Below are 24,574 nucleotides of genomic sequence, written 5' to 3' on the forward strand. Positions count from 1 at the left end.
GCTTAACTCCGGAACCCCGGCCTAATCCTCCCGAACCTCGGGCGGGAAGGCCGGGGTTTCTGACGTGGGCGCCAGCACGGCGACGGCGGACTCACGCGACATGCCGCAGACCTCCAGCAGGTCGGTGATGATCGAACGGGTCTGCGCGAGCACCGCATAGGAGCTGAGCACCGGGTCCTCCCCTGCGGCCTCAATGCCCGAGCGGGCGCCGAGAGACCGCAGCTGATTCACCAGGTCCGGAATCTCGATGGCCTCATCCAGCTGATCACGCCCGGCGTAGACGTCGGAGAGGGTGAGGGCGATCTCGGAGAGCTCGTCGAGAAGCGCCAGCTGCTGCTCCGTCACGGAGGCGTAATCCTGATCCTGGACGAGGACCAGTGCACGCCGGGCCAGCACCCGCGCGTTGCGGATGGCGTTGTCGGCGGGCGCGACGACGCGCTCAAGGTGCCGGACGTTGCGCCTGCGCGACCACAACAACGGCGAGATCCGTGTCGATTCCGCGCCCGAGCGCGCCGCGGCGGCCATGGAGTTGATCTGCTTCTGGGAGCCGCGGGCCGCGATCAGGGCCTCCTCGACCAGCCGCTCCTCCCCGCCGCGGAGCCCGTCGGCGACGTCGTCCAGGACGGAGGACACCATGCTCAGCACCTTCGACGCTTCCCGACGCCCCGCCGCCAACGGGGACGTGGGGAGCAACGCGATGATGATCATCGCGACCGCCGAGCCGACGATGGCGTCCAGCGTGCGGTCCACCCCGGTCGATTCGCCGCCGGGGGGCATGATCGTGACGATGAGGATGGAACCGATCGCGACCTGATTGGACACCAGCGTGGATTTGGACAGGAACGACGCCACGACCAGCGCCACCGCGACGGCGACTGCGATCTGCCAGCCTCCGCTCCCGGCACCGAGGAACATCAGGTCACCGACCAGCACGCCGACCACGCAACCCAGCGCCATCTCCATCGCCTTGTTGATCCGCTCCCCGCCGGAGAGCCCGAGCACGATGACGACCGTGATCGGCGCGAAAAACGGCTGCACGTGGCCCAGCACGGACATCGCCAGCCAGTACGCGATTCCCGCGCCGAGGGCTACCTGCAGGATCGACCACAATCGCCCCCGCACGCGCCGGAGCCGGGTCTGAAGTGATTCATCGAATGCCCTAAGCCGCTGCCGGGCACCCATTCTCTGTGACGCCATGGCGACCACGTTATCCGCTCAGTCCGCCAACGGATCGGGAGCGCGGGAGTTCTCAGGAAACTCGTCCTCCGGGCCGACGCCATGCGGCTCAGAATCCAGCGAGACAGCCGCCTCCTCCGCCGGCCGGGACACCACGACCTGCGCGCTCAGATCCGACCACGCGCTGCGGTCGGAGACGAAGCCCTCCTCGTCCACGTCCTCCGGGTCCAGGCATCGGCCGACGAGGATCCCCCTCACGTCGACCATCGTGCCCGGCTCCAGCCACTCGTCCGAGGCGTAGTACCCGGTCGAGGTGGTGTCGAATCGGGCCAGCACCCGCTGCGTCGCCAGTCGTGCTTTGTCGGTGTCGGTGGCCAGTGTGGGCGCGAGGGATTCCGGGGCGGCGCTCAGCGCACGCACGTCACCGTCCGGACCGGTCACCTCCACCGTCAACGACTCCGCGTGCCCCATGTCCTGCCACGTCATCCCCGCCTCCGCCCAGGCCAGCGGGACCTCGGTCGCCGAGGAGGCGATTTCGGCGAAGCGCAGCCAGACGCCGGAGTCCGCCACGTCGGTGTGCTCCGCCAGGTGCCGGTATTCCCAGCGGCACTGCGTGATGCCGAAGCGGTCGGCCTCGGCGCGACCCAGGTACCGCAGGGTCTCCTCCCGCACCGCCACCCCGCGATCCATGACGCGCCCGGCGAAGACCTCCGCTCTCGCCTCCCCGGCGTCACCGTCGCCTCCCCCGTGGGGAACGGTGAGCGTCAGCGTCGCGGGCGGGATGAAATGCAGATCCGGGAAGGGGAAGCCGAGATTCCGGAAGTAGGGGTGCCTCGGGTTGTTGACCAGCAGCCCCTCCTCCATCGTCCAGCGCTGCCCCAGGCGGAGGTTCCAGCAGCCCGCGTCGTCCTCGTCCTGTTCCAGGTAGACGACGCGGATTTCGCCGCCGTCATGGACCAGGTCGGTGTTCTCCGGGGCCCGTGCGAAGGGCAGGTCGGGATCCTCACAAATGTGCGCCCCGACCCAGGACTGGCCCAGCACGGCGAGGTTGCGATCGTCGGTCTGGATGCCGGGGGTGACGGTGAAGCGGTAGTGCGTGTCGGTGACCTCGAGGGAGACGTCCGGGGAGATCTTCGACAACGGCTCGGGCCCGGTCTCGTTCAGGTTGACCGAGGGCTTCTCCTCCCTGTCCTCCCGCTCCTCCTGGCCGACGGCAGCGTGCCCGACCATGGCCCCGGCGACGACGGCGGCGACGAGGGCCGGGCCAAGGAAAGCTGTCTGAGGACGCATGCTGCCCCGCCTTTCTTCCCTGCTGCTCGAAACGGATGAACGAAGTGAACCACAGTTTTCTTATCAATACTAGTTGTTTTATCGACGCCAGAAGGCCCGCATCGCGATACCGCGACACGGGCCTTCGACACTCCGCTCGGGGGAGTCTCCCTGGGTCCTACTTCGAGACGGACTTACCCACGGAGTGCAGGTCCTGGCAGGACTCGATGACGCGCTCGGACATCGACTGCTCGGCCTTCTTCATGTAGGAGCGCGGGTCGTAGAACTTCTTGTTGCCGACCTCGCCGTCGATCTTCAGCACACCGTCGTAGTTCTGGAACATGTGCGAGACGATCGGGCGGGTGAAGGCGTACTGGGTGTCGGTGTCGACGTTCATCTTGATGACGCCGTAGGACAGCGCCTCCTCGATCTCCTCGACGGAGGAGCCGGAACCACCGTGGAACACCAGGTCGAAGGGCTTCGCACCGGCCTCGAGGCCAGCCTTCCTGACGGCGACGTCCTGACCGGCGCGGAGGATCTCCGGGCGCAGCTTGACGTTGCCCGGCTTGTAGACGCCGTGGACGTTGCCGAAGGTGGCGGCCAGCAGGTAGCGGCCGTTCTCACCCAGACCGAGCGCGTCGACGGTCTTCTCGAAGTCCGCCGGGGAGGTGTACATCTTGTCGCCGGTCTCACCCGTGACGCCGTCCTCCTCACCGCCGACGACACCGATCTCCACCTCGAGGATGATGTTGGCGGCCTTGGCCGACGCCAGCAGTTCCTGGCCGATCTGGAGATTCTCGTCCAGCTCGATGGCGGAGCCGTCCCACATGTGGGACTGGAACAGCGGCAGCTCACCGCGGTCGACGCGCTCCTGCGAGATGGCGATCAGCGGACGGACGTAGGTGTCCAGCTTCTCCTTCTGGCAGTGGTCGGTGTGCAGCGCGACGTTGATGCCGTAGTTCTTCGCGGCCTCGTGTGCGAAGGCGGCCAGGGCGGTGGCGCCGGCGACCATGTTCTTGACGCCCAGACCGGAGCCGAACTCTGCACCACCGGTGGAGAACTGGATGATGCCGTCGGACTCGGCCTCAGCGAAACCCTTCAGGGCAGCGTTGATGGTTTCAGACGAGGTGCAGTTGATCGCCGGGTAAGCGTAGCCGCCTTCCTTGGCGCGATCGAGCATCTCGTTGTAGACCTCAGGAGTTGCGATGGGCATATCTGTGGAGCCTCCGTCACGATGGGATATTTGTTCCTGGCGTCCCGGCTCTGTCCTGGTGTCCTCGGCGGACCCGGCAGGACCGGCGACGCTACGGGACCAGTATGCCTGGTTTCCCTGAACCGCGCCCGGATTCGCTCCCTCCCCACTGCCCCCGCCGAGGAGGGGAGGAACCTACGCGGCGTCCTTCGGAATGACCGTGACCGCCGCCTCCAGCAGCATCCACCCGGACAATTGGACCGAGAGGTCACGCTCCGCGATGCGGACGACGCTGACGGCTTCGCCGAGCGTGCTCGGGCCCAGCCCGTAGTTGTGGGGCAGGCGGGCGTCGTCGGTCCAGTCGGTAGCGAAGATCGGGAGCCCGTCGACCTCGAGGCGGTGGTTCCATACCGACGTGGCCGAGGCGGTGACCAGGCGGGCCGCGATCTTCTTCGTCGCCCGGTTCGCCGGGGAATCGCCCGGCAGCCGCACGGCGACGTCGGCCAGATAACGGGCGAGGATGCCCTTGAACAGGCCACCGTCGCCGTCACCGGTGTCCCAGTCGATGACGCCCTGCGGAGTCGCCAGGTGCGTCGCGATCGCCTGCACCAGGGAGCGGATTCGGGTGATGAAGCGCATCGCGTCGTCGGCGCGCTCGGCGTCCAGGACACCCTCGATCGCCTCCCCCGGCCCCAACCCGGCGCGCTGGCGCAGTTCCAGGGCGATTTCCAGACACGCGCCGAGCACGGTGCCCTGGTTGTAGGGGTGGATGGCGGAGACCACCTCAGGGCCGTGCATCTGCATGCGGATGCCGTCCATGACCAGCCCGTCGTCGTCGATGAGGTTGTCGAGGATCCAGTCGACGATCTCGATCGCCTGATCCAGCCGCCCGGTGCGCGCCATCATGATTGCCGCCGGCCCGTTCGAGGGGACGTTGTAGAAATTCGCGTCGGCCCGCCACGGGAGCACCCCGGTTAGCGAGTCGATGCCGCCGATGATGTTGATCTCCAGGGACTCGAGCTGCCTCCGGGGGGCGGTGACCTTCTCCAGGCCGTTGGCCCGGGCCATCGCCAACGCCAGCCACGCCTTGTCGTCGTAGTAGCGGTTGTTGACGAGTTGACCGCCGTTGCGCACGATCATGCCGCGCATGGTGTTGACGACCCGGCGGCGACGTGCCTTGGTCGGGTGCCGGGTGGCGGCGTCGACCAGACAGTCGAGGTAGTGGGCCTGCCACCAGTAATGCCAGTGCGCGAAAAGCTTTTCCTTCATCACCGGTGGCCAGCTGACCACGGCAAGGTTGGTCCGCGGCAGGCCCCACAGGCGGGAGGCATGCCGGTCGTTGATGGCGCTTTCAGCAAGGTCAGCGCGGTGGGACCACTTTTCGTGCACGGTTGTCTATCGCTCCTCAGGCCAGGTGTGTCAGCCGATCGTAATCGAAATCGGGCTCACCAGGAGGCGCCCAGGTCCGCATGCTGCCGGATCCAGGCGTGCATGGCGATGCCGGCGGCGACGCCGGCGTTGATGGAGCGCGTCGAACCGAACTGCGCGATCGAGCATGTCATCAGCGCACCCTCCTGCGCCTCCTCGCTGACCCCCGGCCCCTCCTGCCCGAAGAGGAGCAGGCACTCGCGGGGCAGCTCCGCCGTTTCCAGCGGAACCGATCCGGGGGTGTTGTCGATGGCGACGACGGTCAGGTCGTTGCGGATGGCCCACACCAGCAGCGAATGCACGTCGGGGTGGTGCATCAGGTGCTGGTAGCGGTCGGTGACCATGGCCCCGCGGCGGTTCCACCGGCGACGCCCGACGATATGGACCGTGTCCACGGCGAAGGCGTTGGCGGTACGGACCACGGTGCCGATGTTCGCGTCGTTCTCGAAGTTCTCGATGGCGATGTGCAGCGGGTGCCGGCGGGCGTCAATATCGGCGATGATCGCTTCCCGACGCCAGTAGCGGTAGGCGTCGACGACGTTGCGGCGGTCGCCCTCTGCGAGCAGCTCGGGATCGTAGCGGGGATCGTCGGGCGTCGGCCCCTGCCACGGGCCGACGCCGTGCCGGCCCTCGTGCCACTCCGTCGGACCCTTAAGCGAGTCCAAGGTCGGACAGCCCCAGCAGGTAGCGGTACTCGAGTCCCTCAGCGGCGATGACGTCGCCGGCGCCGGTGGCGCGGTCGACGACGGTGGCCACACCGACGACCTCCGCGCCCGCCTCGCGCAAGGCGGCGACGGCGGTGAGTGGGGAGTTGCCGGTCGTGGTGGTGTCCTCGACGACGAGCACCCGCTTACCGACGACGTCCGGCCCCTCCACCCGGCGCTGCATGCCGTGCTTCTTGGCCTCCTTGCGCACGACGAAGGCGTGGATCTCGCGGCCTTCGGAGTGCATCACGGAGGTGGCGACGGGATCCGCGCCCAGGGTCAGTCCGCCGACGGCGACGTAGTCCCAGTCCGCGGTCAGCTCGCGCAGGAGCTGGCCGATGAGCCGCGACGCACGGGCGTGCAGGGTCGCGCGACGAAGGTCGACGTAGTAGTCGGCCTCCTTGCCGGACGAGAGGGTGACCTTGCCGTGGACGACGGCCAGTTCCTTGACCAGCTCAGCCAGCTCGGCCAGCCTGGCCTGGTCGACGGTCGGTGCGCTCATGTACTTCTCCTGCCGGATCGGGGGTTATGCCGCCCCGATCCTACTCGGCGCCGACAGGTCTAGTCCTCCTCGCCGTCGCCGAAGATGGAGGGGCCCGACCGGAAGCGGCGGAGGATGCGGGTGCCGTCGCTGCCCGGGTCCGTCTCCCGCCCGTCGGCGATGGCCTCCACGTCGTCGACGCCCAGCGCCCGCGGTGGGACCGTGCCGCGGTACTCGGCCCGGGTGCGCGTCGGCAGCTCCAGCGGTTCCTCCGGGCGCACCACCGGCGGGGTCTCCACCAGCTCCGACTCGTCGGGGCCGGGAACGGGCGGGACGGCGGCCAACCGCTCGGGGGACACCGGGTGCGCCACCGGGCGCGAGGGGGTGAAGTCACTGACCCAGATGTCGTCGACGTCCTCCTCCTGCGGGGGCAGGACGCGGGCGGCGTCGGCGAGCAGCGCGAGCGGAGCGAGCATGGCGTCCCAGTCCCCGCTTCTCGACGCCGGCGTCGTCTGCGCCAGCACCCAGTCCGACTCCATCCACACCGCCGTCACGGACTCCGGCAGCTGAGACAGGGCGGTCGTGACCCGCACATCCACGAGCCGCTTGCCGACGCCCGCCTCCGTCGCGTACACCCGGAAACCCTCCGTCTCCTGCACCCGGATCAGGTCATCGCCGCTACTGTCCGGGTCGTCGAACTCCACCCGACGCATGTCGACGACGACGTCGGAGGCCTTGCCGGTGCGCATCGCCATGACGTTGACGCCGCCGAGGTCCATGAGAAGAAGCTCGTGGCCGTAGGCGCCGCCGGAGACGATGTCGCGGGCGGGTGCGCCCGTCGCGGCGGCGCCGCGCGACCATTCGTCGACGAGGAAAGCATCCCGACGCGTGAACGTGAAACCGTTCGCCTCCGCCCAGGACCTGCGCTCACGGCGGATGAGTCCGGGCAGATGCAGACCGGACGGGCGGGGGCGCACGGCCTTCGGGGCGGGTTCGTCCTCGGGTTCCGGATCAGGCTCGGGCTCGGGCTCGGGCTCCGCCGGGATTTTCTCGCCCTCCTCCGCGGGGCCTTCCTCCTCGTCTTCCTCGCGAACCTCGCGGATCTCCTCGACGACCTCGGCGTCAATGATCTCCGGGACCGGCGGCGCCGCGGCGTTCTCGCCCTCCTCGGATTCCTCCCCCGATGAAGGCACCGTCGTCTCGGGCGCACTCCCGTCTCCGGCCGCCTCCAACTCGCGGACCTCCGCGCGCTGGCGCGCGTCGACGCGCCAGAGATACGCCCCCGCCCCGGCGGCGGCGATCGCGATCACGAGTGCAAGGTAAGCCATCACGTATCGAGCGTACTTGCGCAGTCGGGATTTTTCGGGTTGACGACACCATGACCTCCCGTCGGTCCGGAGAGCCACGGACCCACGCGCCGCCCCCGAATTGAGGTGATCGCCCCGCCGCCCGCGGCCTGGGCGGCCTTCGTCGGGGAAACGGCCTCGTCCGTTACGGCTCCCTTCACCCGTCCAGGGGGCCACGCGGACGTCAGGGCAGGCCACCGCCGATGTTGGGTCGCAAATGTCAGGTTCCTGCCATTAAAGGCACAGGCAGGTGAGCGACACCGGCCGGTCCACCCCACTGGCAGAGACACGCGACAGCCGTCACCATGTAGGACGTGACAAATTTCTTGTCGCGGATCACCGCACCAGTATCGGGCTGGCGCATCAACCAAGGAGAATTACCCATGGATCTCGCCATCTACCAGGATCTTTTCGTCAACTTCGAGGCTTTCGGCCAGGGCTTCACCACCGCCTTCCAGTCCGCCATCGACGCCTGGGCCCAGGCCTTCGACTTCTTCGGCGCCAACGACGCCGCCGCTGAGGCAGGCGCCGAGACCCAGGTCAACGGCCTGTCCTCCCAGTTCGGCCTGGGTGCCGAGGCCGGCGTAGAGGCCGCCGAGGCCACCGAGTCCGCCCAGAACGGCGGCTTGAACCTCAACCTGGAGACCGGCCTCGAGGCCAACCTCTAAGAGGGATCCCGGCAGGGAGCGGGCGGAGCCGGCGGCCGCACGGTCGCGGTGTGCCCCGAAGCGGCGCGAGACCCCCGTCTCGCGCCGCTTCGCTGATCCTGCCGGGGCCGCGGGGGTCACATATCCATTGTCAACGCCCGGTGCCGGTTTTAGGCTGAGATGGACGGGGCCATGACCGGGAACGCACCCGGGAGCCCGTCGAGTGACCAGCCCAGGAAGGTCCGCCATGAGCGACGCCCGCAGCCCCGCCATTCTCGCCTCGAACCTGACGAAGACGTTCGGCAGCACCCGGGCGCTCGACAATTTCTCCCTCACGGTGCCCGCCGGGCAGGTGACCGGCTTCCTCGGCCCCAACGGTTCCGGCAAGTCCACCGCCATTCGGGTGCTGCTCGGTCTGCTCCGGGCGGACTCGGGCACCGCCCGGGTGCTGGGCCTGGACCCCTGGCGGGACGCCGTCGCCGTCCACCGGCGCATCGCCTACGTTCCCGGGGACACCTCCCTGTGGCCGAACCTCACCGGCGGCGAGGCGATCGACGTGCTCACCCGGCATCACTCGGGGAGCGCCCACGAGCGTCGTAAAGCGGAGCTGCTGGAGCGCTTCAACCTGGACCCCACCAAGAAGACCCGTTCCTACTCCAAGGGCAACCGCCAGAAGGTCTCGCTGGTCGCGGCGCTGTCGACCGAGGCGGAACTCTTCCTCCTCGACGAACCGACCGCCGGCCTCGACCCGCTGATGGAGGCGGTGTTCACCGAGGAGGTCCGCGCGCTGCGCGACCGGGGGGCGACGGTGCTGCTGTCCAGCCACATCCTCTCCGAGGTCGAGAAACTCTGCGACAGCGTCACCATCATCCGCGCCGGCCACGACGTCGAGTCCGGAACCCTCACCGAGCTGCGGCACCTCACCCGCTCCACGGTCTCAGCGACCACGCGCACCGACGCGTCCCACCTCGCCCGCTTCGAGGGCGTCCACGACTTCAGCGTCGACCGCGGCCGCGTCACCTTCGACGTCGACGGCCCGCGCATCGCCGCTCTGCTGCCGGAGCTGGCCGCCCTGGGCGTCGACAACCTGACGATCACTCCCCCGTCACTGGAGGACCTCTTCATTCGCCACTACGGGGACGCCTCCCGGCAGGAGGCCCGGCGATGACCGGAGATCTTTTTGCAGGCACCGGCTGGCTACTGCGCCTCAATCTCCGCCTCGACCGCATCCAGATCCCCGCCTGGACGCTCGGCTTCCTCGTCCTGGTCTGGGCATCGGTGATCGCGATGCAGGACGCCTACCCCGACAACGCCAGCCTGCAGGCCCGCGCCCTGCTGCTGAGCAATCCGGCGGCGATCATGATGACCGGCCCATTGTTCGACGCCGAAAACTACACGCTCGGGGCCGCCATCGCCAATGAGCTGATGCTCTACGTCATGGTCCCGGCCGCCGTCATGAGCGTGCTGATCATGACCCGGCACACTCGCGCAGATGAGCAGGCCGGGCGCACGGAAATGCTGCGCGCCCTGCCCGTCGGCCGCTTCGCACCACCGACCGCGGCGATGATCACCGTGACCATCGCCAACCTCCTGGCCGGGGCCGCCGTGGCGGCGGGCCTGGCCATCCCCGGCGGGGCTGTGGCGGATTCCGTCGCCGCCGGCGTGGGCACCGCGATGGCGGGCATGGTGTTCGCCGCCTTCACCGCGGTCGCCGCCCAGGTCTCCGACAACGCCGCCACCGTCCGCGGCATGGGACTCGGCGCCATCGCCGCGGCCTACATGGTCCGCGGGTTCGGCGACGTCATCAACCACTCCGGCTCCTGGCTGTCCTGGTTCTCCCCCTTCGCCTGGGCACAGCAGATGCGCGCCTACGTCGACCTGCGCTGGTGGCCGATGCTCCTGGCGGTGGCCGCCACGCTGGTGCTAACCGCGCTGTCCGCCGCCCTCGCCCATCGACGCGATCTCGGCGCCGGGCTGCGGGCCACCCGACCCGGCCCGGCCGCCGCACCCCGACGGCTGCTCTCACCGGCCGGCCTGGCCTGGCACCGGACCTCCGGGATGTTTCTGGGCTGGGGCGTCGGGCTGGGCGCGATGGCCGTCGGGATGGGCTCCCTGGCGAACTCGCTGCAGGACATGATCGACCAGAATCCGGCGTTTCAGGACTGGGTCGAGTTTGACATGTCGGCCATCACGCAGTCCTTCGGGGCGCTGATTCTGTCCTTCCTCGCGCTCGGCCCGGCGGCACTCATCGTGGCCGGGATTCTGCGCCTGCGGGAGGAGGAGACCTCCACCCGCACCGAAATCACCCTGGTCTCCGGCAGCTCCCGGGCCGGTTACCTGCTGGGCTGGTCCGCGGTGGTGACGCTGCTGTCGCTGGTGCTCCTGGTGATTTTCGGCGCCACCACCGGCCTGGGCATGACCCTGGCGACGGGGGAGGCGGAATGGATCGGAGAGCTGACGCTCGCCTCCCTCGCCTATGTCCCGGCCGTCCTGGTCTTCGGCGGACTCGCGCTGGCCCTTTACGGCCTCGCGCCGCGCCGGGCCCCCCTGGCGTGGGCCGTGGTGGTGTGGGCCTCGATCGTCTCGATGCTCGGCGAACTCTTCAAACTTCCCGACTGGGCCCGGGGCCTCTCGCCGCTCTGGCACACCCCACTGATGCCGGGGCCAGAGCCGGAGCCGTGGACGCTGGCGCTGCTGACGGCGCTCGCCGTGGCGCTGGCCGTCCTCGGTGTGCTCGGCTTCCGCCGCCGCGACGCCGGACAGGCCTAACGCTCGACCGGGTTCTTCGGGTCAGCCGCCCACTGGGACCAGCCGCCTATGTAGTGGCGGACGCCGTGGACGCCGGCGATCTCCATCGCGGCCAACGCCTGGGAGGAGTGGTTGCCGGAGCCGGAGTAGACGATGACGTCGGCGCCGTCGGTGACGCCGACCTCGGCCAGCCGGGCGCGGATCTCCTCCGGGGTCCGGAAGGTGAAGTCCTCGTTCAGCAGCTCGGTGACCGGCAGATTGACCGCGCCCGGAATGTGCCCCGCCTTGAGGTCGAGGATCTCGCGCTCACCGGCGAAGCGGCGGCTGTCGCGGACGTCGAGCAGGATGCCGTTGTGCGCGCGGACGTCGTCGATGGTCGCCGTCGGCATGCACCCGAGCCGGGCGGTCATGTCCGAGTCCGTGGCCGTGATGTTGCCGGGACCGCCGACGATCTTGTGACCGGCCTCCTCCCAGGCCTTCTGGCCGCCGTCGAGGATGCGGACGTCCTCGACGCCCGCCCAGCGCAGGGTCCACCAGGCCCGGGAAGCCCAGAGGCCGCGGCCGCCGTCGTAGACGATGACCGGGCGATCACTGCGCAGACCCCAGCCGTCGAAAGAGGCCTGCACGTAGGACAGCTCCGGCAGGGGGTTCCGGCCCGCGGTGGAGCCGGGCAGCCCCGCCAGGGATCGGGCGGGATCGCAGAAGTGCGCGGTCGGAATGTGCTCGGAATGGTAGTGGCGCAGCCCGCCCCCCTCGTCCTTCTCCCAGTGGGAGAACAGCACGACGGAACCCAGGCCCTGGTAGATCATCTCGTACAGTTCAGCGGGCGACACGGTAATCGACATGAGACAGAGTCTAGGCCCAACACCGGGTCCCCGTCGGCACATCGGGGGTTATCCGTCGCCGGCGGGCTCCCCCGGCCAGGTGTTGGAGAAGTGCTTGAGGACGGCCACCGCCGTGGCCACGTCAAAAGTCTCCGGGACCTCCCCGGTGACGGCCTTGACCGACCGCAGCAGCGCATCCGCGTTGGCCTGGGTCATGACGGGGAACCGCCAGAAGCGCAGGTTGATCAGCATCAGCTCCTGACGGGTGACGGTCTCCGGCAGGGAGCCCAGCGCGTCGACGACGGCCTGCACCAGCTGCGGGCGGGTCACGGGGTGCTTCGGGAGACCCGTCAACGGATCGGGGCCGCAGGTGCACCAGGGGATGCCGACGGTGGGCATGCTCCACACCCAGTCGGTGGAAATCTCAGACATGGGCGGTCAGTCTAGTGCCCCTCCTGCGGTATAGCCGGGCGAGAGGTCGATCAGACCGGACTCGACGAGCCCCTCGAGCCAGGCGGTGATGCCGTGGTACGGCCCGTCGGGGCCGACGCTCACCGCCAGTAAGCCGGCGGGGCCCTGCTCCACCCGACATCCCGCGTCCAGGAGGGGGCCGACGAGGTTGACGGGCCCGCTCGGCAGGATTCGCAGGGTGGAGTTGCCGCCGCGCACGACGACGGAATCCACGTGCCATTCGCCGTCGACCCGCACACAGTCCACGATGTCGCCGAGCGCCAGGTCAATGTCCGTGAAGGGGATGGAGGAAACGATGAAACGCCCCTCCCCCACCGGGCGCGCCCTCAATTCCTCAGTGTCGACGCCGGCGCGGTCGACGCGGGTGATGATACGGGTCATGCAGTTATCCGGACAGCGAGTTCAACGCGCCGACCAGCGCCTCCTGGACGGAGTCGGCGGTGGAGGCCAGCTCCCCGGTACCGACCAGGCTGAGGAGGGTGCGGGGGTCGATCGCCTCCACGATGACCTCGTCCGCATTGTCCGGATTCGTGCGCACCACGACGTTGCATGGCAGTAGCGAGCCGATGCTCGGCTCCTGCGTGATGGCCTGGTGCGCGAACCCTGGCATGCATGCACCCAGGATGAGGTAGTCCTCGATGTCGACGTCGAGCTTCTTCTTGAGGGTCGCGGTCATGTCGATCTCGGAGACGACGCCCATGCCCTGGTCGGCGAGGGCGGCGCGGGTGCGCTCGACGGCGTCGGCGAAGTCGGTGGTCAAGGTAACGGATGTGGTCAGTGCCATGGCTGTTTCCTTACTCCTTGTCGTGCCCCGGCCAGTCACCGGGACTGCGCTTTCCAGCCTATCGCGCCGTCGGCTCGGGGCAGCGGGATTTCGCTAACCTTGTGCCATGACCGAGCTGCTCTCCGCCACCATTGAACTGACCTCCCGTCTCGTCGCCATCCCGAGCGTGACCGGCGACCACCACGGCCAGGCCGCGGTCCAGGACACCTGCCTCAACTACCTCAGTCGCCACGACCTCGAGGTGACCACGTCCCGCGAGGGCCGCCCGTGGTCGCTCGTTCGCACGCCGAAGGAGCCGGCACTCCTCTTCGTCTGCCACACCGACACCGTGCCGGTCGGCGAGGTCAACGACTGGACGCGGAACCCGCACAGCGGAGTGGCCGACGGGGACGTCATCCACGGGCGTGGCAGCGTCGACATGAAGGGCGGGCTCGCCGCCGCCGTCACCACGCTCGCCGACGCCGCCGCCCGGGATCTCGGGGTGGCGCTGCTGATGACCGCCGACGAGGAGATCGGCGGGGTCGGCGCCGCCGAGGTGGCCAGCAGTCTCTCCCTCGGATTCACCCCGCAGCTGGTCGTCGTTCCCGAGGCGACCGACAACGTTTACTCCCGGGGACACCGGGGCGCGGCGTGGTTCGACGTCACCGCCCACGGTCGCTCCGCGCACGGTTCGACGCCTGCGGCGGGAATCAACGCGATCACGCTTCTCTCGGAGAAGGTCATTTCGCGTCTCGGGACCGCGCCACTTTCCGAGGACGAGTACCTCGGCTCCGACACGATCAACCTCGGAATGATCTCCGGCGGGCAGGCGCCGAACATCGTCCCGGACCACGCGGAGCTGACGCTGGACTGTCGCACCGTCAACGGCGGCGGTGCGCTGCGTGCCTGGCTGGACGCCCTGGGACCCGAGTTCAGCGTGCGGCAGCGTTTCGACCTGCCCGCGCTGAACACGGAGACCGTGCCCGGGGTCATGGAGCAGTTCCCGGCGTCCGGGCCGGCGACCTACTTCACCGACGCGGCCGTCATCCAGGAACTGGTCGGCGGCGCCCCCACCATCATCTGGGGTCCGGGCCACCCGGATCAGATGCACACCGTCGACGAGGTCATGCATGTCGATTCGCTGGCGCAGGCGCTGCGCAACTTCCGGACGGTGGCGCAGGCGCTGGGGTAGCCGTCGGCAGGCTCAGTCGGAAAAGCCGGGGGCGCCGAAAGGCATGGACCTTCCGGCGCCCCCGTGGCGGAATCAGCTAGTGGTTCCAGCGCTCCACTGTGAGCGCCTCGCCACCGTCGGCGACGTCGACGTGGACGGTGTCGCCGTCACGGACCTCACCGGCCAGCAGCTTCTTGGCCAGCGTGTCCCCGACGACCTTCTGGATGAGTCGACGCAACGGACGGGCGCCGTAGGCCGGGTCGAAGCCGCGCTCGGCCATCCAGGATTTCGCGGCGTCGGAGACCCGGAGGCCCAGACGACGCTCGGACAGCCGCTCCTGCAGGTCGCCGAGCTGGATGTCGACGATGCCTCGCAGCAGCTCCTCGGAGAGCGGGTCGAAGATGACGACGTCGTCGAGGCGGTTGACGAACTCCGGCTTGAAGGTGGCCTTCACCGCGTTCATCATCTGCTCGCGGCTGCCGCCGGCGCCCAGGTTCGAGGTCAGGATGATGACCGTGTTGCGGAAGTCCACCGTGCGGCCCTGGCCGTCGGTGAGGCGGCCGTCGTCGAGCACCTGCAGCAGCACGTCGAAGACGTCCGGGTGGGCCTTCTCCACCTCGTCAAAGAGCACCAGGGTGTAGGGGCGGCGACGGACGGCCTCGGTCAGCTGACCGCCGGTCTCATAGCCGACGTATCCCGGAGGGGCGCCGACGAGACGGGCGACCGAGTGCTTCTCGCCGTACTCCGACATGTCGATGCGCACCATGGCGCGCTCATCGTCGAAGAGGAACTCCGCCAGCGCCTTGGCCAGCTCGGTCTTGCCGACGCCGGTCGGGCCCAGGAAGAGGAACGAGCCGGTCGGGCGGTTCGGATCCGAGATGCCCGCCCGCGAGCGGCGGACCGCGTCGGAGACCGCGACCACGGCCTCCCGCTGACCGACGACGCGCTTGCCCAGCACGGACTCCATGTTGAGCAGTTTCTCGGTCTCGCCCTGCATCATCTTGCCGGCCGGGATGCCCGTCCAGGCGGAGACGACGTCAGCGATGGTCTCCGGGGTGACCTCCTCCTCCAGCATGGCGCCGTTGCCTCGGTCGTGGGCCTCCGCCTCGGCGTCGGCAAGCTCCTTCTCCAGCTCCGGAATGCGGCCATAACGCAACTCGGACACGCGGGCGTAGTCGCCCTCGCGCTCCGCCTTCTCGGACTCCTGGCGCAGCTCGTCCAGCTCCTCGCGGGCCGCCTGCACCTTGTCGATCGCGCCCTTCTCGTTGGCCCAGCGGGCCTGCATCTCGGAAAGCTTCTCGCGCTCGTCGGCGAGGTCCTGGCGCAGCTGCTCCAGGCGCTCCTTCGACGCGGCGTCGGTCTCCTTCTCCAGGGCGATCTCCTCGATCTCCAGGCGTCGGACGATGCGCTCGAGCTCGTCGATCTCCTGCGGCGAGGAGTCGATCTCCATCCGCAGGCGGGAACCTGCCTCATCGACCAGGTCGATCGCCTTGTCCGGAAGGAAGCGGTTGGTGATGTAGCGGTTGGAGAGCTCCGCGGCCGCGACCAGGGCGGAGTCCTGGATGCGGATGCCGTGGTGGACCTCGTAGCGCTCCTTCAGGCCGCGGAGGATGCCGATGGTGTCCTCCACCGTCGGCTCCCCGACGTAGACCTGCTGGAAGCGGCGCTCCAGAGCGGCGTCCTTCTCGATGTACTTGCGGTACTCGTCGAGCGTGGTGGCGCCGACCAGGCGCAGCTCACCGCGGGCGAGCATCGGCTTGATCATGTTGCCGGCATCCATCGCGCCCTCGCCGGAGGCACCGGCGCCGACGATGGTGTGCAGCTCATCGATGAACGTGATGATCTCACCGTTGGCGGAGGTGATCTCCTCGAGGACGGCCTTGAGACGCTCCTCGAACTCACCGCGGTACTTCGCGCCCGCGACCATGGAGGACAGGTCCAGGGAGATGAGGGTCTTGCCCTTCAGCGACTCCGGGACGTCGCCGGCGACGATGCGACGGGCCAGCCCCTCGACGATGGCGGTCTTGCCGACGCCCGGCTCGCCGATGAGCACCGGGTTGTTCTTCGTGCGGCGGGAGAGCACCTGCACGACGCGACGAATCTCGGAGTCACGGCCGATGACGGGGTCGATCTTGCCTTCCCGGGCACGCGCGGTCAGGTCCGTGGAGTACTTCTCCAGCGCCTGGAACTGGTCCTCCGGCTCCTGCGTGGTGACCTTGCGGTTGCCGCGCACGCTCGGGAAGGCGCCGGTGATGGCCTCGTAGGTCGCGCCCCGCTTGGTCAGCAGGCGGGCCGCGTCGGAGTCAACTTTGGCGATACCGGCGAGCAGCACCTCGGTGGAGACGTACTCGTCTCCGAGCTCCCCCGCGAGCTCCTGCGCGGCGGTCAGGGAGTTGAGCGCCTCGCGGTTGAAGTTGGGGTTGGCCATGTTCTGGCCCTGCGCCTTCGGATAAGACTCCACCAGCTCGGCGGCCTCCGCGGCGACCGTCTCGGCGTCGACGCCGGTGGCCTTGAGGACGGGAGCGGCGACACCGTCCTTCTGGGTGAGAATCGCCGCCAGCAGGTGCGCCGGCCGGATGTCCGGGTTGCCGTTGGCGGAGGCCTGCTGCAGAGCCTGCTGCAGGGCCTCCTGAGTCTTGGTGGTGGGGTTGAACGAGCTCATATGCTGGTCCTCTCTTCCTACTTCATGGTTTGTCACCCAGTACAACGCACCAGAAGTTGAGTCTGTTCCACTCAACCCGAAAAAACTTTAGTCGCGTGCACTCAAGTTGACTTCCATTCTAGGCGGATGCCCGGCCGCCCGCAGTAGCCCGAAGGGCGGGGACGACCGGCCCCGGCCTGCGAACTTCACGTCCGGCCCGCGCGCCGCGACCGGCCCGCCCACCATCCGCTAGTCGAGGCTGTCCACCACAACCTCACGGGTCCCGGCCGGCCGGGTGATGAAGAAGGACAGGGCGACGGCCACGAGGCTGACCACGGCGGCGACCAGGAATGCCCGGGCGGTGCCGTCGGCCATGGCGGCCCGGTTTCCTCCCCCCGCGACGTTGATATAGGAGAACACCGCGATCAGCACGGCGGTGCCCGCCGCCCCCGCGAGCTGAAGCAGGGTGTTCATGATCGCCGAGCCGTGACTGTAGAGGTCGGCGGACAGGGATCCGAGGGAGTTCGTCATCAGCGGTGTGAGCACCATCGCCAGGGCGACCGAGAGAACGGCGAACATCCACACGACGGTGCCGATCGCGGTGTTCTCGTCGATGGTCGACAGCCAGAACAGCGACGCGGACATGATGATCGTGCCGGTGATGATCAGCGGGCGCGGACCGACGCGGTCATAGAGGGCGCCGGCGATCGGCGAGAGCACGGTCTCGACCAGGCCACCGGGCAGGTTGACCATCCCGGCCGCCAGCGCGGTCGCCAACAGCGCGCCCTGCAGGTACATCGGCAGCAGGTTGACGACGCCGAAGAGGGCGAACTGGATGGTGACCATGGCGGCCAAGCCGAAGCTGAAGTTCCGGACGCCGAAGGGCCCGAGGTCGAGCAGCGCCCGCCCCTTTTTGCCCATGGCGATCTGGCGCCAGATAAAGAGCACCAGCGAGAGGACTCCGACGAGGGCCGCGGCGACGACGATCAGCGCGCCACGGCCACCGTCGAGGACGATGCCGATCGAGCTCAAACCGTAGATGAGGCCGCCGAAGGCCAGCGCCGAGAGCAACACGGAGATCAGGTCCAGCGGCGTGGCCTTGAGCTCACCGACGTTGCCCAGCTTCCAGGCGCCGATCACCCCGGCCGCGGCGATGCCCGGGACGAGCACCCAGAAGATGAGGTGCCAGGAGCCGATGGTCATCATCAGGCCCGCGAAACTCGGCCCCAGCGCCGGGCCGACGGCCATGACCACGGAGATGACGCCCATGATCGAACCGCGGCGTCGCGAGGGGACCACCGTCATCACGACGGTCAGGAGCAGTGGCATCATCACGGCCGTCCCCATCGCCTGGAAGACCCTGCCCAGGAGCATGACCCAGAACGCCGGCGAGACCGCCGCCAGCACCGTGCCGAGAAAGAACACGATGACCGCGAAGAGATAGACGGCGCGCGTCGTGAAGCGATCCAGGATCCAGCCGGTGGTCGGCATCATGATCGCCATCGTCAGCATCACGCCGGTCAGCAACCACTGGGCGATCGCCGCGGTGACGTCGAACTCCGCCATGATGTGCGGCAGCGCGACCGAGAGCGAGGTCTCGTTGATCATCATCACGAAGGAGGTGAGCACCAGCACGACGAGGGCCATGACGACCTCGCCGGACAGGCGGTCGGCGGGGCGGTTATCGGGAGTCGACAAGGGTGTTTTCCTTCCACGTGACGCCTCCCGCGGGGGCGGAAAGCAACGAGGGCCACCGGCTCTGGGCCGGTGGTCACCGTCGCAATACTACTGGGGGGTGGGGCGGTGTCAATCGTCCGCCAGGGTGGTGGCGGAGGGCCGCCCCTCCCGGACCGGAACCCACTTCAGGAAGAAGGCCGCGCCCATCACGACGACGGCGATGATGAGCGCGGTCCAGCCGAACCCGGCGGTGAAGCCGGCCAGGACAGCGATCGGCGCGAAGATGGTCATGGCGATCTCGAAGGGGGCGAAGCCGACGTAGGCCAGGCCGTACTCGTTGAGCGTGCCGGACTTCTGCTTCGGGTCGACCATCTTCAGCAGGGCGATGCCCGTGGCGACGGCGGCGGTGCCCCAGCCCCAGGAGAAGATGCCGCGCTCGAGCCAGTTCCTGCCGAAGAACACGGGCGAGACAACCAGCAGGAAGATGACGCAGAAGACGACGCCGAGGACGAAGAGGACGAGCAGCTCCACCCAGTAGCTGACGATGGCGGCCGGGACGATGGAGGCGATGCCGAAGGCGATGAGGTAGTCGGTGGCGGCGCCGGAGATCGAGCCGATCGTCGGCTTGTCCAGGTAATCCGGGCGCTTGGTGACGCCGAGAATGACCCGGCCGAGGAGGCCGATGACGAAGCTCATGGCGAACAGCGGGATGGACACGCTGGGGAAGAGGTCGTTGACCAGGCCGTTGACGAGGTAGGCCACCAGCACAGTGAAGACGACCACGCCAATATGCAGCGCCATCGGTTCGATCGAGGAGGGATTGGTGGTGGCGCGTCCGATGGAGGGGCGCTCCTCGAGGTTTTTGATGTAGCCGGTGCGCATGTCGTCGGGGAGCTCCCCGTCGGTGAAACCGGATGCCCGGCCGGTGCGCATGCCCCAGTTGGCCACGATGATGCCGCCGACGATGGCGGCCAGGGTGCCGACGGTGGCGGCGGTGAAGCCCAGGGAGCTGGCCCCGGCGGCGTCGGCCGCCTCCAGGGAGGAACCGACCGCCGCGGCGGTGCCGAAGCCACCGACGAAACCGACCGGCAGCATCATGCCGAACCAGTCCTCGGTGCCGAAGACCGGCTTGAAGAAGTACACGCCCAGCAGGACGAACAGGCCCCACTGCCCCATGAACATGCCGGTGGAGTAGCTCCACATGTTGCGCGCGCCCTTGGTCACGGTGCCGCCGAGCTCCATGGAATACGCCATGGAGGCGAACACGATGGCGATCAGGATGGTCGTGTAGGTGCCGATCCGGTCGGAGAAGCCGATCCAGCCGAGCACCTCCGGGCCGAACGCGAGGCCCAGCAGGCCGGCGGTGATCGAGGCCGGGAGCAGGAGCTGCTGGAAGATCCTGACGCGGTTGCGGAGGAAGTTGCCGATGATCATCAGCAGGGAAATCCAGCCGACGTCGATGAGCATGTTGTACGGCGTGTACTCCACGCGAAACACCTGCCTAGATAAGTAGTCCGATAAGTAATGCCGGGCTCATGTTAGGGGACGTTGAACACCGTCAAGGCGGGCAGCCCCCTTCCAATCCTGTTGACACGTCAGCAATCTGGCGTAGGATGGCGCCATGACACCCCACTTCCAGGCCATCATCATCGGGGCCGGCCAGGCGGGCCTGGCCGCCGCCCACGAACTCGCCCGGCGCGGACTCGTCCCCGGCGTCGACTTCGCGGTCCTCGACGCCAACGAAGGCCCCGGCGGCGCCTGGCGCCACCGCTGGGACTCGCTCACCCTGGGCAAGGCCCACGGCATCGCCGACCTGCCCGGCCTGCCCATGAAGCGCCCGGACCCGACCGTGCCCTCCTCCACGCTGGTCACCGAGTACTACGGCGACTACGAGGACACCTTCGACCTCAAGGTCATCCGCCCGGCGAAGGTCTCGCGCGTGGAGCCCGCCACTGAGCGCGAGCCCGCCGGACCGCTGCGCGTGATCAGCCAGGCCGGCGAGTTCACCACCGACGTCCTGCTCAACTCCACCGGCACCTGGGACAACCCCTACGTCCCCTATATTCCGGGCATCGAGGACTTCGAGGGCCTGCAGCTGCACACCAGGGACTACGTCAGCGCCGAGGAGTTCCGCGGCAGGAAGACCCTCGTCGTCGGCGGCGGCCTCTCCGCCATCCAGTTCCTGCTGGAGCTCGAGGATGTCACCGAGACCGTCTGGGCCACCCGTCGCCCGCCGAACTTCACCAACCGCTGGAAGGACGAGGACAAGCAGTGGGGCCTCGACGTCGAGGACGCCGTCCGCGAGCGCACCTTCGCCGGCGAGCGCCCGGCGTCGGTCGTGCGCACCACCGGCATCGGCATGATCCCGGACTACGTCGATGGGGTGAGGCGCGGGCTGCTGGTCTCGCGCGGAATGTTCGACCAGATCACCCCCAACGGCGTGATCTTCGGCGAACCCCTGGCCCAGAAGGCCGAGGGGCTGGGCCCCTCCGAGAACGCCGAACTGGTCTTCCCGGAGTCCTGGGCCCCCTTCCCCGCGGGCACCGTCCTCGGAGACGTCGACGTCATCTTCTGGAACACCGGTTTCCGGCCGTCGCTGCGCCATCTCGCCCCGCTCAAGCTGCGCAGCCGCCTCGGGGGCATCGAGATGGCCGACGAGGTCACCACCGCCGTCAACCCGCGCGTGCTGCTGGTCGGCTACGGCTCCACGGCGTCGACGATCGGCGCGACGCGGGCCGGCCGCAAGGCGGGACGGGTGGCGCACCAGTTCCTGCGGGCACAGGCGTGACGACGCCCCTTCGCCCCCCCAGCCCCCGCCCCGAAACTTTAAACTTCACCCTTGTCGCACGTTGACATGTCACCTATACTGGCCTGCAGGCCAACACACAATTCTTTAGGAGAACACCCACCATGAAGGCTTTCGGCTTTCTGAGCTTCGGCCACTACGCCATCGGCGGCCAGCAGGGCCCGGGCGCGGCCCAGGTTCTCAAGGACGGGCTGGCGATCGCCCAGGCCGCCGACGAGATCGGCGTCAACAACGCCTCCTTCCGCGTCCACCACTTCGCCCCGCAGGGCGCGTCGCCGATGCCGCTGCTCGGCGCGATCGTCGGCTCGACCAGAAACATCGAGGTCGGCACCGGCGTCATCGACATGCGTTACGAGAACCCCCTCTACCTGGCAGAGGAGGCCGCCGCGCTGAACCTGCTGTCCGACGGACGGGTCGCTCTCGGGGTCTCCCGCGGTTCACCGGAGCCGGCCTGGAAGGGATGGGAGGCCTTCGGCTACACCGCGGAGGCGGAGAACGGCGCGGACATGGCCCGGACCAAGTTCGAGTCATTCCTGGCCGCGATCGACGGTTATGGCGTCGCCAAGGCCGCCCCCGTCGAGAAGCAGTACCCGCGCATGTACCGCTCGGGCACCCCGCTGCCGGTGTTCCCACAGGCCGAGGGGCTGCGCAAGAACATCTTCTGGGGATCCGGCACCAACGACACCGCGATCCAGGCCGCCAAGGACGGGGTGAACCTCATGTCCTCGACGCTTGTCTCGGAGGCCGACGGCCGCACCCTGGGTGAGGTCCAGGCGGAGCAGATCCGGGCCTTCCGCCAGGCATGGAAGGAGGCCGGCCACGACTGGACCCCGCGCGTGTCCGTCTCCCGTTCGATCTTCCCGATCGTCAGCGACCGCGACCGCCAGCTCTTCGCCACCTCCGCGACCGGGGAGGATCAGATCGGTTCGCTGGGCGAGGGCCGCAACGTCACCTTCGGCCGTTCCTACGCCGCCGAGCCCGACGTGCTCATCGAACAGCTCAAGGCCGACCCGGCGATCGAGGCCGCGGACACGCTGCTGCTGACCATCCCGAACCAGATGGGCGTGGATCTCAACGTCTCGATCCTGCAGAACTTCGCCGAGCACGTCGCCCCGGCGCTCGGCTGGATCCCGAACACCGAGGGCAAGGTCACCGGTTACGCGATCGACTAACCGGGCCGCCACGAAAGAGGCGGGCGCGTCAGGCACAATGGAACCCATGTCTGACACGCCCGCCTCCTTCGCTCCTCTGGCCGGGCTTCTGCGCGAGCACGCCGAAGAATTCCGTGTGCTCGCCCAACAGCGGCTCTACACCCGTGAGCTGCAGGCCCGCCAGCTCTTCCCCATGCGCGACGCCGACGCCCACACCCAGCTCGCCCCCTCACTGGCGTGGGTGCTGGAGCGGTCGACGCCGGGTGCGCGCATCCCCGACGAGGTCCTCGCCCGCATGCGCCGGGTCGGCCTCGCCCACCGCCGGCACGGCTTCCCCGCGGAGCTCTACCGGGACTTCGGGCAGGCGCTGACCGAGACCCTCCGTGAGCTGGCCGGGCGCCACGGCGGCGTCGACAAGGGGCTTCTCGACGCCGCGGAACGGGCGGTGGGCGGCGTGGTCACCGCCATGAGTTCCTCGGCCCGCACCGCCGACGTCGCGGGGATTCCGGCGGCCTGGATCGGGGAAGTCTCCCAGGTCCGGCGCGTGACCCGTCGGCTGGCGGTCGTCCACCTGGAATCGGGCCTGCCCTTCGACTATCGCGCGGGCCAGTCACTGCCGGTGTCGTCGGGTTACCTGCCCGGCATCTGGCGCATGCTCACCCCGGCCACTCCCCCAAACGAGTACGGCACGCTGGAGCTGCACGTCAGGCTCGTCGAGGAGGGCCGGGCCTCCCAGTTCCTCGCCACGCCGCGCCCCGGCGACCTCTGGTCCTTCGGCGCCGGCCGCGACGGGGTCAGCCTGCCGGAGGGGCCCTGCACGATCGTCGCCTACGGCACCGGCCTGGCCGCGGCGAAGGCGCTGATCCTGGATCGGCTGGGCACCCGGCGCGCCCCGGTGCACCTCATCCTGGCGGCCGAGTACCCCGCCGAACTCTACGACTGGGACGTGATGTCCACGCTGGCCGCGCAGCTGGACTGGCTGAAGGTGACGCCGGTGAGCCGCTTCGGCCACAACCCGTGGGCGCTGCGCGCCGCAGCGCCGGGTCCGGTTCCCGAGATCGGCGGCACCGTCGCGGAATTCGTCGACTCCTGGCTCGACCCGGCGCGTCTGGGCGACCAGGAGGTCATGGTGCTCGGGCCGGCCGCCGAGGTGGACGCGACCATCGTGCGCCTGAGCTTCCGCGGGCTGGCCTGGTCGCGCATTTCCATGCTGCGCTACGACGAGGGCGTCCCCTGGCCCCGACCGCTGTAGACGGCGGCGACCCGCTACAGCCCCAGGACCGGCAGTGCCCTGCGGACCTTGTCGATCTCCGCCACGTCGACGTCGACGACGAGGATCTCCGGTTCGTAGCCGGCCTCGGCCAGGCGGCGGCCGTTCGCGGCGACGACCGCGGAGTGGCCGATGCCGGTCGGGCCGCTCTCCTTCCCGGCCTGGTCCACCCCGCCCGGCCGGGCCTGGCCGGTGGCGACGATGACGCTAGTCGAATCCAGGGCCCGGGCCGCGGTCAGCGTGCGCCACTGCTCGAGCTTGCCCGCCCCGTCCGCCCAACTGGTGGGGAGGGCGATGATTTTCGCGCCCTGGCGGGCCATCCGGATGAACAACTCGGGGAAGCGGACGTCGTAGCAGACCGCGACCCCCACGCCGACCCCGTCGACCTCCACGACCAGCGGCTCCTCCCCCGGGTGCACGGTGTCGGACTCGCGGTAGTTGAAGGCGTCGTAGGTGTTGATCTTGTCGTAGCCGGTGTGCAGCCCCGCGCCCGTGACCAGCGCGGTGTTGTAGACACGGTGGATGGATTTCCCCCGGTCGTTCTCGATGGTGTCGGCCGGGCGGAACATGCCCGCCACGATCACGACGTCGAGCTCGGCCGCCAGCTCCCGCAGACCCGTGGCGAAGGGCCCCTCGAGATCCTGGGCCTGGCCGTCGAGGCGCCCGGTGTCGAAGGCCTGGGAGGTCGCCTCCGGCAGGACGATGAGACGGGCGCCCCGGGCGGCGGCCTCCCGCACCTGCGCCGACGCGTGCGCGAGATTCTCGGTGGTGTCCGGTCCAGTGGTCATCTGTACGGCAGCAATCCTCAT

The 24,574-nt window shown here is 68.9% G+C and carries 22 protein-coding genes; 7 read left to right on the forward strand and 15 right to left on the reverse strand.

What is annotated here, in order from left to right:
• Positions 1 to 21 precede the first annotated feature (21 nt).
• The 7 genes from CGUA_RS11960 to CGUA_RS11990 form a co-directional block, all read right to left on the reverse strand.
• Complete coding sequence (locus CGUA_RS11960; protein WP_310169343.1) at positions 22 to 1,122, reverse strand: FUSC family protein; 1,101 nt, start codon at positions 1,120 to 1,122, stop codon at positions 22 to 24.
• A 93-nt stretch (positions 1,123 to 1,215) separates the two neighbouring features.
• Positions 1,216 to 2,466: a hypothetical protein gene (locus CGUA_RS11965; RefSeq protein ID WP_290195971.1), complete on the reverse strand. Its 1,251-nt coding sequence runs from the start codon at positions 2,464 to 2,466 to the stop codon at positions 1,216 to 1,218.
• A 157-nt stretch (positions 2,467 to 2,623) separates the two neighbouring features.
• Entirely contained in the window at positions 2,624 to 3,658 is a 1,035-nt protein-coding gene (gene fbaA / locus CGUA_RS11970; protein ID WP_290195973.1) for a class II fructose-bisphosphate aldolase, read from the reverse strand.
• A 174-nt stretch (positions 3,659 to 3,832) separates the two neighbouring features.
• Positions 3,833 to 5,026, reverse strand: a complete 1,194-nt coding sequence (locus tag CGUA_RS11975; protein ID WP_290195976.1) for a glycoside hydrolase family 76 protein — start codon at positions 5,024 to 5,026, stop codon at positions 3,833 to 3,835.
• A 56-nt stretch (positions 5,027 to 5,082) separates the two neighbouring features.
• A complete protein-coding gene (locus tag CGUA_RS11980) occupies positions 5,083 to 5,730 on the reverse strand; it encodes a TrmH family RNA methyltransferase (RefSeq protein WP_290195978.1) in 648 nt (215 codons plus the stop codon).
• Complete coding sequence (pyrE, locus tag CGUA_RS11985; RefSeq protein WP_290195980.1) at positions 5,717 to 6,271, reverse strand: orotate phosphoribosyltransferase; 555 nt, start codon at positions 6,269 to 6,271, stop codon at positions 5,717 to 5,719. The genes CGUA_RS11980 and pyrE overlap by 14 nt, the downstream gene beginning before the upstream one ends.
• Positions 6,272 to 6,330: 59 nt before the next feature.
• A complete protein-coding gene (locus CGUA_RS11990) occupies positions 6,331 to 7,578 on the reverse strand; it encodes a TtfA family protein (RefSeq protein WP_290195983.1) in 1,248 nt (415 codons plus the stop codon).
• A gap of 401 nt (positions 7,579 to 7,979) precedes the next feature.
• On the opposite strand from CGUA_RS11990, the gene CGUA_RS11995 reads away from it, so the two are divergent.
• From CGUA_RS11995 to CGUA_RS12005, 3 genes are all read left to right on the forward strand, one after another.
• Positions 7,980 to 8,264 carry a hypothetical protein gene (locus tag CGUA_RS11995; protein WP_290195985.1) on the forward strand — a complete coding sequence of 95 codons (285 nt, stop codon included), beginning with the start codon at positions 7,980 to 7,982 and terminating at the stop codon, positions 8,262 to 8,264.
• 226 nt (positions 8,265 to 8,490) lie between these two features.
• Positions 8,491 to 9,411 carry an ABC transporter ATP-binding protein gene (locus tag CGUA_RS12000; RefSeq protein ID WP_290195987.1) on the forward strand — a complete coding sequence of 307 codons (921 nt, stop codon included), beginning with the start codon at positions 8,491 to 8,493 and terminating at the stop codon, positions 9,409 to 9,411.
• Entirely contained in the window at positions 9,408 to 11,012 is a 1,605-nt protein-coding gene (locus tag CGUA_RS12005; RefSeq protein WP_290195989.1) for an ABC transporter permease, read from the forward strand. The genes CGUA_RS12000 and CGUA_RS12005 overlap by 4 nt, the downstream gene beginning before the upstream one ends.
• Here the strand turns inward: CGUA_RS12005 and CGUA_RS12010 are convergent.
• Genes CGUA_RS12010 through CGUA_RS12025 form a run of 4 tightly spaced genes read right to left on the reverse strand, consistent with a single transcriptional unit; the run spans position 11,009 to position 13,070 of the window.
• Entirely contained in the window at positions 11,009 to 11,836 is an 828-nt protein-coding gene (locus CGUA_RS12010) for a sulfurtransferase (protein ID WP_290195990.1), read from the reverse strand. The genes CGUA_RS12005 and CGUA_RS12010 overlap by 4 nt on opposite strands.
• Positions 11,837 to 11,884: 48 nt before the next feature.
• Complete coding sequence (locus CGUA_RS12015; protein WP_290195993.1) at positions 11,885 to 12,247, reverse strand: hypothetical protein; 363 nt, start codon at positions 12,245 to 12,247, stop codon at positions 11,885 to 11,887.
• Positions 12,248 to 12,253: 6 nt separating this feature from the next.
• Positions 12,254 to 12,667 (reverse strand): DUF4265 domain-containing protein, encoded by a 414-nt coding sequence (locus CGUA_RS12020; RefSeq protein WP_290195995.1) that lies wholly within the window; start codon positions 12,665 to 12,667, stop codon positions 12,254 to 12,256.
• Positions 12,668 to 12,671: 4 nt separating this feature from the next.
• On the reverse strand, positions 12,672 to 13,070 hold the full coding sequence (locus CGUA_RS12025; RefSeq protein WP_290195997.1) for a DUF302 domain-containing protein: 399 nt from the start codon (positions 13,068 to 13,070) through the stop codon (positions 12,672 to 12,674).
• 106 nt (positions 13,071 to 13,176) lie between these two features.
• Between CGUA_RS12025 and CGUA_RS12030 the strand changes: the two genes are divergently transcribed.
• Positions 13,177 to 14,241, forward strand: a complete 1,065-nt coding sequence (locus tag CGUA_RS12030) for a M20 family metallopeptidase (RefSeq protein ID WP_290195999.1) — start codon at positions 13,177 to 13,179, stop codon at positions 14,239 to 14,241.
• A 76-nt stretch (positions 14,242 to 14,317) separates the two neighbouring features.
• Here CGUA_RS12030 and clpB read toward each other — a convergent pair whose 3' ends face one another.
• The 3 genes from clpB to CGUA_RS12045 form a co-directional block, all read right to left on the reverse strand.
• Positions 14,318 to 16,882, reverse strand: a complete 2,565-nt coding sequence (gene clpB / locus CGUA_RS12035; protein WP_290196002.1) for an ATP-dependent chaperone ClpB — start codon at positions 16,880 to 16,882, stop codon at positions 14,318 to 14,320.
• 228 nt (positions 16,883 to 17,110) lie between these two features.
• Positions 17,111 to 18,559: a DHA2 family efflux MFS transporter permease subunit gene (locus CGUA_RS12040; protein ID WP_290196004.1), complete on the reverse strand. Its 1,449-nt coding sequence runs from the start codon at positions 18,557 to 18,559 to the stop codon at positions 17,111 to 17,113.
• Between the two features lie 108 nt (positions 18,560 to 18,667).
• Positions 18,668 to 20,026 (reverse strand): sodium/glutamate symporter, encoded by a 1,359-nt coding sequence (locus CGUA_RS12045; protein ID WP_290196006.1) that lies wholly within the window; start codon positions 20,024 to 20,026, stop codon positions 18,668 to 18,670.
• A gap of 133 nt (positions 20,027 to 20,159) precedes the next feature.
• Here CGUA_RS12045 and CGUA_RS12050 point away from each other — a divergent pair, with 133 nt between their 5' ends.
• The 3 genes from CGUA_RS12050 to CGUA_RS12060 all read left to right on the forward strand — a co-directional run bounded on the left by CGUA_RS12050 (position 20,160) and on the right by CGUA_RS12060 (position 23,747).
• Positions 20,160 to 21,326 carry an NAD(P)-binding domain-containing protein gene (locus tag CGUA_RS12050; RefSeq protein WP_290196008.1) on the forward strand — a complete coding sequence of 389 codons (1,167 nt, stop codon included), beginning with the start codon at positions 20,160 to 20,162 and terminating at the stop codon, positions 21,324 to 21,326.
• 122 nt (positions 21,327 to 21,448) lie between these two features.
• Positions 21,449 to 22,516, forward strand: a complete 1,068-nt coding sequence (locus tag CGUA_RS12055; protein WP_290196010.1) for an LLM class flavin-dependent oxidoreductase — start codon at positions 21,449 to 21,451, stop codon at positions 22,514 to 22,516.
• Positions 22,517 to 22,562: 46 nt separating this feature from the next.
• The gene (locus CGUA_RS12060) at positions 22,563 to 23,747 is read left to right on the forward strand and encodes an FAD-binding oxidoreductase (RefSeq protein ID WP_290196012.1); all 1,185 of its coding nucleotides are present in this window, start codon (positions 22,563 to 22,565) and stop codon (positions 23,745 to 23,747) included.
• A 14-nt stretch (positions 23,748 to 23,761) separates the two neighbouring features.
• Here the strand turns inward: CGUA_RS12060 and CGUA_RS12065 are convergent, their stop codons facing one another.
• The gene (locus CGUA_RS12065) at positions 23,762 to 24,574 is read right to left on the reverse strand and encodes a nitrilase-related carbon-nitrogen hydrolase (RefSeq protein WP_290196014.1); all 813 of its coding nucleotides are present in this window, start codon (positions 24,572 to 24,574) and stop codon (positions 23,762 to 23,764) included.

Source organism: Corynebacterium guangdongense, from assembly GCF_030408915.1.
GTDB lineage: Bacteria > Actinomycetota > Actinomycetes > Mycobacteriales > Mycobacteriaceae > Corynebacterium > Corynebacterium guangdongense.